General features: G+C 55.2%; 9 protein-coding genes. All 9 read left to right on the plus strand.

Annotated elements, in window-relative coordinates:
* Positions 1-444: 444 nt before the first annotated feature.
* Positions 445-4,149, plus strand: a complete 3,705-nt coding sequence (locus BT142_RS15185) for a phosphoribosylformylglycinamidine synthase (RefSeq protein WP_072419033.1) — start codon at positions 445-447, stop codon at positions 4,147-4,149.
* Between the two features lie 70 nt (positions 4,150-4,219).
* Positions 4,220-4,585 carry a DUF1294 domain-containing protein gene (locus BT142_RS15190; protein ID WP_242872010.1) on the plus strand — a complete coding sequence of 122 codons (366 nt, stop codon included), beginning with the start codon at positions 4,220-4,222 and terminating at the stop codon, positions 4,583-4,585.
* Positions 4,586-4,605: 20 nt separating this feature from the next.
* Positions 4,606-5,082 carry an Lrp/AsnC family transcriptional regulator gene (locus BT142_RS15195; RefSeq protein WP_072419034.1) on the plus strand — a complete coding sequence of 159 codons (477 nt, stop codon included), beginning with the start codon at positions 4,606-4,608 and terminating at the stop codon, positions 5,080-5,082.
* Between the two features lie 5 nt (positions 5,083-5,087).
* Positions 5,088-6,266 carry an aminotransferase class I/II-fold pyridoxal phosphate-dependent enzyme gene (locus tag BT142_RS15200; protein ID WP_072419076.1) on the plus strand — a complete coding sequence of 393 codons (1,179 nt, stop codon included), beginning with the start codon at positions 5,088-5,090 and terminating at the stop codon, positions 6,264-6,266.
* A 268-nt stretch (positions 6,267-6,534) separates the two neighbouring features.
* Entirely contained in the window at positions 6,535-7,137 is a 603-nt protein-coding gene (locus BT142_RS15205) for an alpha/beta hydrolase (protein ID WP_072419035.1), read from the plus strand.
* An 11-nt stretch (positions 7,138-7,148) separates the two neighbouring features.
* Positions 7,149-7,991 (plus strand): 4-(cytidine 5'-diphospho)-2-C-methyl-D-erythritol kinase, encoded by an 843-nt coding sequence (ispE, locus tag BT142_RS15210; protein ID WP_072419036.1) that lies wholly within the window; start codon positions 7,149-7,151, stop codon positions 7,989-7,991.
* Positions 7,992-8,358: 367 nt separating this feature from the next.
* Positions 8,359-9,933, plus strand: coding sequence for a hypothetical protein (locus BT142_RS15215; RefSeq protein ID WP_072419037.1), 1,575 nt, complete (start codon positions 8,359-8,361; stop codon positions 9,931-9,933).
* On the plus strand, positions 9,930-10,835 hold the full coding sequence (locus BT142_RS15220; protein WP_072419038.1) for a radical SAM protein: 906 nt from the start codon (positions 9,930-9,932) through the stop codon (positions 10,833-10,835). Before BT142_RS15215 ends, BT142_RS15220 begins: the two co-directional genes overlap by 4 nt.
* A 481-nt stretch (positions 10,836-11,316) precedes the next feature.
* Positions 11,317-11,817: an HD domain-containing protein gene (locus BT142_RS15225; protein WP_072419039.1), complete on the plus strand. Its 501-nt coding sequence runs from the start codon at positions 11,317-11,319 to the stop codon at positions 11,815-11,817.
* Positions 11,818-12,045 lie beyond the last annotated feature (228 nt).

Consider the following 12,045-nt stretch of genomic DNA (forward strand, 5'->3'; position numbering starts at 1 on the left):
ATTGGGTGAAACCCGCCGTGGCTGCGCACGGCTATAAAAAGGGTTCTCCCCAGACCCTCTTCCAAAAATTTTTTATGCTTTTTGGGCAAAGGGAGTTGTTCTTTCGTATATGGTATTGAACTGTAAGTTTGCGATTCTTCTGCTGTATGGTGTAGCCCTTGCCAAAAAGACGGTTGTGAGAGCCTTACGGGTCTGATTTGTGCCGTTTTTGGTGGGGGCTCTTTGCTGCACACACGGATCGGTGGGCGTTTTTGCAATTTGTTAAGCGTTTTTACGTGCTTAATAATATTATAACATGGTTTTTTGATATTTGCAATAGGTTATAATTAATTATTTTCATTTAACATATTGGGAATCGTGTTGACAAAATGCGTCGTTGTGTGGTATAATAATGTGTAGCAACGCGAAGCAGAAAGCTTCCGTAACATAAAGGAGATATTGATTATGTCTGTTTACAGGATCTATGTTGAAAAGAAGCCGGGATTCGATGTTGAGGCACGTTCGCTGGCTGCGAGCCTGCGTTCGGCACTCGGTTTCGAGGAGCTGGGAGTCCGCATCATCAACCGCTATGACGCCGAGGGTCTCTCGGAAGAGGATTTCAGGGCGGCTGTTCCGGTAGTGTTCTCCGAGCCTGCCGTTGACGTTACCTATGACCACGTTCCCGAACTTGGCGAGAACGACCACGTTATCGCCGCCGAGTATCTGCCCGGACAGTTCGACCAGAGAGCAGACTCCTGCGCACAGTGCATCTCGCTTCTGCGCGGCGGAAAGCGTCCTGCTGTAAAGTCGGCTAAGGTGTACATCTTCACCGCAAAGCTGACCGCGGAACAGCTTGATACCATCAAGCACTACATCATCAACCCCGTTGAGTCCCGCGAGGCGAGCCTTGACCGCTTTAAGACGCTTGACGTGAGCTATGAGATCCCTACTACCGTAAAGACCGTCGAGGGCTTCATCGGCAAGTCGGACGACGAGCTGAAGGCTATGATTGCCGAGCTGGGTCTTGCTATGGACTTTGACGACATCAAGTTCTGTCAGGCATATTTCCGCGACACCGAGAAGCGCGACCCCACCATCACCGAGATACGCATGATCGACACCTACTGGTCGGATCACTGCCGTCACACCACTTTCTCGACCATCATCGACAAGGCGGACATCGAGCCGCAGTATATCAAGGATACATACGCAGACTATCAGGCTGCCCGTGCCGACCTCTACGCAGGCAGAACGGACAAGCCCGAGACTCTGATGGACCTCGCTGTTATCGGCGCGAAGAAGCTGCGCAAGGCAGGCTTCCTCGACGACCTCGACGAGAGCGAGGAGATCAACGCCTGCTCCATCAGGATCACCGTTGACAACAACGGCACCGATGAGGACTGGCTGCTGATGTTCAAGAACGAGACCCACAACCACCCCACCGAGATCGAGCCTTTCGGCGGTGCTGCAACCTGTCTTGGCGGCGCTATCCGCGACCCGCTGTCGGGCAGAAGCTACGTTTATCAGGCGATGCGCGTGACGGGTGCTGCCGATCCCCTCGTGCCCGTTGAGGACACTATGGAGGGCAAGCTCCCCCAGCGCAAGATCACCGTTACTGCGGCAAACGGCTACAGCTCCTACGGCAACCAGATCGGTCTTGCTACGGGTCACGTAAGCGAGGTATATCACCCCGGCTACGCTGCTAAGAGAATGGAGATAGGCGCTGTTATCGGTGCGGCTCCTGCGGCTAACGTAAGACGCGAGAGACCTGCCGAGGGCGACGTTGTCATCCTGCTGGGCGGCAAGACAGGCCGCGACGGCTGCGGCGGTGCTACGGGTTCGTCCAAGTCGCACACCCTCCACTCGCTGGAAAGCTGCGGCGCAGAGGTACAGAAGGGTAACGCTCCCGAGGAGAGAAAGCTCCAGAGACTGTTCCGCAATCCGACCGTCACCTCGATGATAAAGCGCTGCAACGACTTCGGCGCAGGCGGTGTTTCGGTAGCGATCGGTGAGCTGACCGACGGTCTTTCCATCAACCTCGACGCTGTCACCAAGAAGTACGACGGTCTCGACGGCACAGAGCTCGCTATCTCCGAATCTCAGGAGAGAATGGCGGTAGTCATCGCACGCGAGGACGTTGACAAGTTCATGGCCGAGGCTGCAAAGGAGAACCTTGAGGCTACCCTCGTGGCGGTAGTTCAGGCAGAGCCCCGCCTTAGAATGAACTGGTGCGGAAACACCATCGTTGACCTGTCGAGAGAGTTCCTCAACTCCAACGGCGCCGAGAAGCACACCACCGTTTCCGTTCCGAACCCGACCGTCGGCTTCGACGCAGGCGAGGATAATGCGGAGCGCTGGGAGTCCATGATCTCCGACCTCAACGTATGCTCGCAGAAGGGTCTGGTTGAGCGCTTCGACTCGACTATCGGCGCAGGCACCGTGCTGATGCCCTACGGCGGCAAATATCAGAATACACCTTCGCAGGCTATGGCGGCGAAGATACCCGTTATCGGCGGCGAGACAACTACCGTTTCGCTGATGGGCTGGGGCTACGACCCGAATCTGTCCTCTCAGAGCCCGTATCACGGCGCTATGAGCGCTGTCGTTGAGTCGGTGGCTAAGATAGTTGCGGCAGGCGGCAAGTACGAGGGCGTTCGCCTGACCTTCCAGGAGTACTTCGAGCGCACCCAGAACGACCCGAAGAGATGGGGCAAACCTTTCTCGGCTCTGCTGGGCGCTTACAAGGCACAGTGCGAGCTGGGCTGCGCGGCTATCGGCGGCAAGGACTCCATGTCGGGTACCTTCGAGCACATCGACGTTCCGCCTACGCTGGTGAGCTTCGCAGTTGCTGTCACCGACGTTGACAGCGTTGTCTCCGACGAGTTCAAGAAGGCGGGCTCTAGGGTAGCTTACATCGCTCCGAAGTACGACGAGAACGGTCTTGTTGATTTCGATTCGTTAAAGAGCGTATTCAAGAAGATAGAGGCACTCACCGCCGAGAAGAAGGTGCTGAGCTGCTTTACCACCGCTAAGGGCGGTATCGCTGAGGCTGTCGCTAAGATGGGCTTCGGCAACCGCATCGGCTTCAAGTTCACCGACAAGCTGACCGCGGCTGAGCTGTTCACCCCCTGCTACGGCGCGTTCGTGCTGGAGCTTGCGGACGGCGTTCAGACCGACCTTCGCATCATCGGTGAGACCACCGAGGCATATACTATAGACAACGGCTACGTTATCGACGGCATGAAGCTGGAATCCCTCTGGGAGAACAAGCTCGAACCCGTATTCCCGACTCACGTTGACGAGCCGAAGGAGAAGCCCGAGACTTATTCCTACGAAGCGACCGAGCGCAAGGCTCCTGCCATCAAGGTGGCGAAGCCGAAGGTGCTCATCCCCGTATTCCCCGGCACCAACTGCGAGTACGATACCGCAAGAGCCTTCGAGCAGGCAGGCGCCGAGGCGGAGATCTTCGTTATCAGAAACCTCAACAGCGACATGATCGAGGAGTCTGTTGACGAGATGGAGAAGCTCATCAAGCAGTCGCAGATCGTAATGCTGCCCGGCGGATTCTCGGGCGGTGACGAGCCTGACGGTTCGGGCAAGTTCATCGTTTCCTTCCTGAGAAACCCGAGACTTACCGACGCTATCCACGACCTGCTGAAAAACCGTGACGGTCTGATGCTCGGTATCTGCAACGGCTTCCAGGCGCTCGTCAAGCTGGGTCTCGTGCCCTACGGCGAGATCGTGCCCATGAGAGACGATTCTCCGACACTGACCTTCAACACCGTTGCGCGTCACCAGTCGAAGATGGTCAACACACGTATCGCGTCCAACAAGAGCCCGTGGCTCGCATCCTGCAAGGTGGGTGACATCCACAACATCGCTATCTCGCACGGTGAGGGACGTTTCGTTGCGACGGCTGAGGAAGTTGCGAAGATGGCTGCCAACGGTCAGATCGCGACTCAGTACGTTGACTTCGACGGCGTGCCGACCTTCGACATCCAGTGCAACCCGAACACTTCCGTTCAGGCAATCGAGGGCATCACCTCGCCCGACGGCAGAGTGCTCGGAAAGATGGGTCACTCGGAGCGTAAGGGCGTGGGCGTCTGCAAGAACGTTCCCGGCGAAAAGGATCAGCAGATCTTTGAGAACGGCGTGAAGTACTTCAAGTAAAACCACAAGATGGGGGACGGGTCAGCCCGACCCCCTTTTTGTAAAGAACGCACTGAAAAGGAAAGATAGCATGGAACGTACAGAAGCAGGCATCATCGGACAGGTCATGTCGAATACCGAGGCTATGAGGAAGCTGCTGGCATTTTTTATAGCCATGTCGTTGCTTTCGAGTCTGGCGACGTTCGTCATCTTCGGCATCGACAAGAAGATCGCGAAGGCGAACGGCAGCACGGCAGGGCCGCACCTGTACCGTATCCCCGAAAAGCTGCTGCTCTGGCTGGCGTTCCTGTACGGCTCACCCGGGGCTTTGCTCGGGATGAATTTCTTTCACCACAAGACTCGCAAGCTCAGGTTCAGGATAGCCGTACCGCTGTTTTTCACAGGATGGCTCGCAGCAGGGGCTTTTCTTGCATACGCGGCTTATTTCAGGACATAGGATCATAGGAGGGCAAAAAAATGGACACTTTACTCAGACTGCTCAAACAGAACGCAAGGCTCACCAATGCGGAGCTGGCTGTCATGCTCGGTATCTCCGAGGCGGAGGTCGCAGAGAAGATGGCGGAATATGAACGTCAGGGCATTATCAAGGGCTACACGGCGATAATCGACGACAGCGCCGCCGACCCGAACACTGTCACAGCATTCATCGAGCTGAAAGTCACTCCCCAGTCGAGGAGCGGCTTCGACGAGATAGCACAGGAGATAGCAGGATATGAACAGGTGGAGAGCGTGATGCTCATGAGCGGTTCGTATGACGTGCTGGTCACCGTTACGGGCAGCAACATCCGCGAGGTATCGCTGTTCGTGTCGGAGAGGCTGGCGGCTATCGACGCTGTGACGGCGACTGCCACACACTTCCGTCTCAAAGCATACAAGCAGAACGGCGTGCTGATAAGCGCCGAGGAGCGCGATGAGAGAGGAATGGTTCTCTGATGGGCATGGATTACGATAAGCTGATGAACAAAAACGCCGTCGAGATGAAGCCTTCGGGCATACGAAAGTTCTTCGACATCGCGGCACAGCTGGAGGGGGTAATCTCTCTCGGCGTGGGCGAGCCCGACTTCAAGACCCCATGGAAGGTGCGTCAGGCGGCGATAGAGACCCTTGAAAAGGGCCGCACCTGCTACACGGCGAACTCTGGTCTGAGGGAGCTGAGGCAGGAGATAGCAGGCTATGTGAAAAACACCGTGAACACCTCTTACGACCCCGACAGCGAGATACTCGTATCGGTGGGCGGTTCGGAGGCGATAGACCTTGCTATCAGGGCGTTGGTATCCCCCGGGGACGAGGTGCTGGTGGTCGAACCCTGCTTTGTCTGTTACTCGCCTATCGTCAGTATGATGGGCGGCGTGCCTGTGCCGATAGAGACTAAGGTGGAGGACGAGTTCCGTCTGACCGCCGAGGAGCTGAAGGCCGCTATCACGCCGAAAACGAAACTGCTGATACTGCCGTTCCCGAACAATCCGACGGGTGCGGTCATGAGACGCGAAGATCTGGAGCCTATCGCTGAGGTGCTTCGCGGAACGGATATTTTCGTCATCACCGACGAGATCTACTCCGAGCTGACCTATTCGGGAAGACACTTCTCGATTGTTGAGCTGGAGGGTATGCGCGAGAGGTGCATACTGATAAACGGCTTCTCGAAATCCTTTGCGATGACGGGCTGGAGACTGGGCTTCGCTTGCGCTCCCCACGGGATAATGCAGCATATGCTGAAACTGCATCAGTACTGCATCATGTCCTCGCCGACCACAAGCCAGTACGCGGCGGTGACCGCTCTGCGCGACTGCATGGGCGACATCGCGAAGATGAAGAACGAATACAATATGCGCCGCCGCTTCGTGGTGGACGGCTTCAACAAGCTGGGACTGACCTGTTTCGAGCCGCAGGGCGCTTTCTACGTGTTCCCATGCATACGCTCGACGGGGCTGACCAGCGACGAATTCTGCGAGAGACTTGTCTACTCGAAAAAGGTCGCGGTGGTGCCCGGCAACAACTTCGGTGCCTGCGGCGAGGGCTTCGTGAGGGTCAGCTACGCGTATTCGCTCAACCACCTGAAGGAAGCGCTGAGACGCATCGGGGAGTTCCTTGAAGACCTGAAAGAGGAGCAGAAGTAAGCCGTGAAAAAGAAGCTCATCATCGCGGCGGTCTGCATACTTGCCGTCCTGTTCACACCGTCCCGACAGGGACTTACAAGGACGGCGGCACACGGACTTATACCGCGCTGACTTACAAGGTCGTGAAGTGGCGGCGTGCTGCAAGTGAGCATACAATATTTATCTACACGTCCGTCTACTGGTTTCCCGACAACTTCAAGACGCTTGACGAGCTTTGGGAGATGGAGTTGGAAAAGCACGCGGACACGATATACTGAGGGACACAAAAATGAAAAAAGCTTTTGTTTACGTTCACGGAAAAGGCGGCAGTGCCGATGAAGCGAAGCACTACGAGCCGCTGTTTCCGCAGTATGATGTCATCGGGTTCGACTACAGGGCTGAGACTCCTTGGGACGCGAAGGCGGAATTCGCGGAGTTTTTCGGCGGTATCCTTGCCCGATACGATGAGGTCGTGCTTGCGGCGAACAGCATCGGGGCGTTCTTTTCGCTGGGGGCGCTGTCGGAAATGCCGATAAGCCGCGCATATCTTATCTCGCCCGTCACGGACATGGAAGGGCTGATACTCGGCATGATGGCGGCGGCAGGCGTTCCCGAGAGCGAGCTTGAAAAGCGCGGCGAGATACCGACCGACTTCGGCGAGACGCTTTCGTGGAAGTACCTGTCCTACGTTCGGGAGCACCCCGTTGTGTGGAACATCCCGACGAAGATACTTTACGGCGGAAATGACCGTCTCGTGCCTTTTGAAGCGGCGGCGGCGTTCGCGGAGAGGACGGGTGCGGAGCTGACTGTCATGGAGGATGGCGAACACTGGTTCCATACCGACGAACAGATGGCGTTCCTCGACAGGTGGATGACCGAAGATATGAACTAAAGGAGAAAACAATGCAGAAACACACCGAAAAAGCATACGCGAAACTGAACCTCTATCTGGACATCACGGGCAGGCGAGCGGACGGCTATCACGACCTGAAAACCGTTATGCAGACTGTTGAACTGTACGATATTCTGGACTTCGAGCTTTCGGAGGGGACGGGTATCGTGCTCAGCTGCGGCAGGGAGGACGTTCCCTGCGACGACAGCAACCTCGTGGTCAAGGGCATCCTTGCGGTGCTGAGCTACGCTTATTTTCAGCCGAATTGCAGGATAAGCGTAGATCTCACGAAAAACATCCCCTCGCAGGCGGGCATGGGCGGCGGAAGTGCCGACTGTGCGGCGGCGATCAGGGCGATGAATGCGCTCTTTCATCTCGGAATGAGCGCGGATGAGATGCGCGAGGTCGGAGCGATGTGCGGTGCGGACGTTCCTTTTCTCATCGAGGGGGGGACGGCGCTCTGCGAGGGCATCGGCGAGAAGCTGACGCCCCTGCCGAAGTTCGATGCGGTCTTCGCGGTGGTGAAGCCTTCCGACGCGATAAGCACTCCGCAGGCGTATAAGCTGTTCGACGAGAAGGGCACGCCGAATGCGGGCGATTACGGGCGTTTCGAGCAGGCTTTGCCGAAGGGCGCGGAGGCGGTCGGAGGGGCGCTGTATAACGCCTTCACCGAGACCTGCGGACCGGACTCTGTCAACGCGGCGATTGCAAAGCTGAAAAAGTACGGCGCTCTCGGCGCGGAAATGACAGGCAGCGGCTCGGCGTGTTTCGGAATATTCGCAGACGAGGAAACGGCGAAAAATGCTGTGGAAATGTGCGAAATGCCCTTCGGCGGAGTATACCGCACGATATAACACAAACTGTTCGGCATATGCCAAAGACCCAAAAAGTTTAGTGGGGAGTCCGAAGGCACGCAGGGGTCAGCGCTTTGAAATGTAAGCGCACCATATTTCAAAAAAACGAATAAAATCGGCAGCCCCCCAAAAAACGCCCAAAAAAGGCGCAATCGTAAGATCCAAGACTATTTAACGGGAACAAGCGATCTGCCGATTTTATTTTTCGCGGGAGAGCGCAAGCGATTCCCGTGAAAGACCCATAACGCGCAAGCGTTAAGACTTTTTAGCACTCAAAAGGTGCAGAACAACAATTTTTTTCAGCATGATATTCAATTTCGCGGGGTAAACGAACGAAACTCGAAACGAGAAAAACAAGGAGGCAAACATGGCATACAAGTGCAAGACCTGCGGTTATGTGTTCAAGAAGTCGGATTCCGACCTCTGCCCCGAATGCTTTACCGCACGTGATGACATCAGCTGCTTTGACGCAGGGGAGAACCATAACCACTTCAAGGAGACCGATTCGGGCGAGGACAGCTTCATTCAGGAGCAGATGCGTCAGGAGGCCGCGGCTACTCCCGAGGAGATAAGCGAGAAGATACACGGCGTGACCGACAGCTTCAAACGCAATTTCTCGGAGGACACGCCTCCGAATACCTACGCGAAAACGCCTCAGCAGCAGACTCCGCCGCCGTCGGGTGGTCAGACCATTAACTCTCCCTACAATCAGGGACGTTCCACACTCTACCACACCACGGGCGTCGGCAAGTACGGCGCACAGTACTACACCAGCATGGATCAGATCAACCGCGGCAGCGGCGGCAGACAGGCGGCAAAGGCGCCGAAATGGCTGGTGGGTCTGATACTGTGTATGTTCTTTCTGCCGTTCATCATCTCCATCGGGACTTTCATCATCGGGTTCGTGAATAATAATTCGAGGTCAAACCGCGCTGTTGAAGTTGGGGACGCCGAACTTCCCGAGGTGAGCTCGGCAGACGACGGGCTGATACAGGAGAACGATCAGAATATCCACACCCGTCAGTTCGCTTCGATGGACGTGTATGACGAGGAGATATACATGACCGTCAAGGACTTCGAGTTCGCGGACAACTACGATACCCTTGAGGACTGCAAGAATGCGGGCATCGTCGAGTTCAACGACGTGAGCGGCGGCTCGCCCGATTACGCAGGCAAGAAAAACTGCGCGCTCGTTTACTGCACGCTGTCGCTGGACACGGCAGGATTCGACATCACCGACTGCGCATTCATGAGCGCCGATGACCTCAATACCATTTATTATGAGCCGTTTGAGGGCGTTTCGGGCAAGGAAGTCGTGAAATTCCCGATGTTTATTTCCGCGGACATAAACGATTACCTCATCTACGTGAATTGCCGCGGCAAGGACAACGAAGAGGAAAAACACATCTTCAACTGCTACCTGACCTACGGCGAGATAATGGAGCTTTCGGGTCAGACTTCGTATTTCAGCGAGCCTGTCGGGAATGAGAGCGGCAGCGGTGAAACGGGCTTTTACTCCTACGATTACACAACTGCGCCTTTCGAGACCTCGCTGAAGGACGACACGGGCAGGAACGTGCAGCTGAAGTTCACAGGCAACTCCGCGGAGATAGTCGAGGGTTCCGAGGATAAGGAGCATATCACCCTCATCGACAGCGACCTCGCCACCGACAGCTGGGCGCTTTATCAGGTGAAGCTGGTGGGCGCTGACCAGAACCACGCCGATATCGACTGCCGATACAAGACCGTTTCGATGTTCGCTTACGATGCAAACAACAAGTGCGTCTATACCTACCTACAGCATCTCAACGGTGCCGAGCCCGAGCTGGCGCTGTGCAAGAAAGTGCAGTATTTCTACTGCATCATCGACTATGTGGACGCATCGGGCACGCCTTATCAGGCGAATTTCAACATCAGTGCGTCTGACCTTTATAACTCATGAGTACTAAAATACGGACTATTATGGAGCGCTGCACCCTCTGCCCCAGAGAGTGCGGCGCAAACCGCGTCACGGGCAGGGGATTCTGCGGCGAGAGCGAGACCGTCCGCATCGCAAGGGCAGAACTGCATATGTGGGAAGAGCCGCCGATAAGCGGCAAAAACGGCGCAGGGACGGTGTTTTTCTGCGGCTGCACGCTGCGTTGCTGCTACTGCCAGAACCACGAGATCTCCCACGGGGGCAAGGGCTTTGAGCTGACCGTCGAAGAGCTTTCGGAGACTTTTCTGCGGATGCAGGAGCTGGGGGCGCACAACGTCGAGCTCGTGACTCCGACGCATTTCACGCCGCAGATAATCGAAGCGCTGGATATGGCAGGGGAACGGCTGAACGTCCCTGTCGTGTGGAATTCGGGGGGCTACGACAAGCCCGAAACACTGCGGATGCTGGGCGGCAGGGTGAAGATATTCCTGCCCGACCTGAAATACGCTTCGGCAGACATCGCACAGAAATATTCGCAGGCAGGCGACTATCCCGACGCGGCGTTCGCGTCGCTGAGGGAGATGTGCCGCATCGCAGGCAAGCCCGTGATCGAGAACGGCGTCATGAAAAGCGGAGTCATCGTCCGCCACATGATACTCCCGAACCACCGCCGCGATTCCATCGAGCTGATACGCAGGCTGAGAGAGGAATTCTCCCCCGACGACCTGCTGGTGAGCCTGATGTGCCAGTACACGCCGATGTACATGGCAGGGGAGTTCAGGGAGATAAACAGGCGCCTCTCGCGCTTCGAGTACGAGACCGTCGCCGAAGAACTCGAACGCTCAGGCTTCGACGGCTTCTTCCAGGAACGCACCTCGGCAAAAGAAGAATACGTCCCCGAGTTCTTCTCCGAAAAGTACTTCTGACTTTGTGAGTGCGGGTCTTCTTTGGGGAAACCCTTTTGAAAAAGGGTTTCCCCAAAACCCCTTTCCTAAAACTTTTAATACTTTTTGGCTTGTGAGTGATTCTTACTTTGTTTGTGCAGGTAGGGAAGATTGTAGTTCTTCTGCTACATAGCTTGACCTTGCCAAAAAGACGTTCAAGTGTGGTCTACGCCTCATTTGCGGAATTTTTCAGATGGTCGCTCATGAAATGTCGAGAGCCTATCTTTCAAACCACAACTATCGTCCAACATATTAAAAGTCTTTGGAATGGGGGCCGCCTTAGCTACGCAAGGCAAGGGGGAAACTTTCTTCAGAAAGGTTCCCCCGGTTAATACCCGCACTCATTCAGCCAAATCAAGCCATTCGCAGAAAAATCAGCAATAATTCATGCAAAGTTCATATTGGTCTGATATACTGAGGAAAATAAGGGGCGGATGTCCCGTATATGAAAGGAAGCTGTTAGATGTCAAGGGCGATCGGTTCAAAGTACATTGTTGAACGTTCTCCGCAGGCTCAGGAGTACCACGAGGCTGTCAAAGACGTTCTCAACAGTGAGGAGGTGCAGGATCTCAAAGATTACCACCATCATCACTGCATGACGAGGTTTCAGCACTGTCTGAATGTATCCTACTACAGCTTTCTGCTGTGCCGCAAGCTCGGTTTCAACGCCGAGCAGGCTGCGAGGGCAGGTCTTTTGCACGACTTGTATCCCGAGTGTCCGAAGTGCGACCGCAGGCATCTGACGACGCATCCCGAGACTGCGCTTGAGAATGCGCGGAAGAGCTTCAAGCTCTCAAAGGTCGAAGCGGACGTTATTTTGAAGCATATGTGGCCGATACGCAAGGGCAGACCGAAGTATCCCGAGTCGTATGTGGTGATGATGACAGATAAGTACGTGGCTTTCATGGAGTTTTGTATTTATCTGAAACAGACCGCAGACATGAGTCTCAAAAAGCACATATAACAGGCAGCTGTCCGATAAAACGGACAGCTGTTTTTTGCCTCTGCTACCTGCGTTTTTTTGGGGGAAAACATTTCTGAAGAAAGGTTCTCCCCTTGCCGTGCGTAGCTAAGGCGGCCCCCATTCCAAAGACTTTTAATATGTTGGCAGTTGGTTGTGGTCGGGAAAATAGTCCCTTGACATCTCAAGAGATGCTGACTTACGAATACCGCAATTGAAGCGTTAACCACT

Source organism: Ruminococcus sp. YE71 (assembly GCF_900119155.1).
In the GTDB taxonomy this organism is placed as follows: Bacteria; Bacillota; Clostridia; order Oscillospirales; family Ruminococcaceae; genus YE71.

What these genes read in the sequence shown, in the direction of transcription:
- BT142_RS15215 (WP_072419037.1), top strand. Translation starts at nt 8,359, where the DNA reads ATGGCATACAAGTGCAAGACCTGCGGTTATGTGTTCAAGAAGTCGGAT.
- BT142_RS15225 (WP_072419039.1), top strand. Translation starts at nt 11,317, where the DNA reads ATGTCAAGGGCGATCGGTTCAAAGTACATTGTTGAACGTTCTCCGCAG.
- ispE (WP_072419036.1), top strand. Translation starts at nt 7,149, where the DNA reads ATGCAGAAACACACCGAAAAAGCATACGCGAAACTGAACCTCTATCTG.
- BT142_RS15200 (WP_072419076.1), top strand. Translation starts at nt 5,088, where the DNA reads ATGGATTACGATAAGCTGATGAACAAAAACGCCGTCGAGATGAAGCCT.
- BT142_RS15220 (WP_072419038.1), top strand. Translation starts at nt 9,930, where the DNA reads ATGAGTACTAAAATACGGACTATTATGGAGCGCTGCACCCTCTGCCCC.
- BT142_RS15190 (WP_242872010.1), top strand. Translation starts at nt 4,220, where the DNA reads ATGGAACGTACAGAAGCAGGCATCATCGGACAGGTCATGTCGAATACC.
- BT142_RS15185 (WP_072419033.1), top strand. Translation starts at nt 445, where the DNA reads ATGTCTGTTTACAGGATCTATGTTGAAAAGAAGCCGGGATTCGATGTT.
- BT142_RS15205 (WP_072419035.1), top strand. Translation starts at nt 6,535, where the DNA reads ATGAAAAAAGCTTTTGTTTACGTTCACGGAAAAGGCGGCAGTGCCGAT.
- BT142_RS15195 (WP_072419034.1), top strand. Translation starts at nt 4,606, where the DNA reads ATGGACACTTTACTCAGACTGCTCAAACAGAACGCAAGGCTCACCAAT.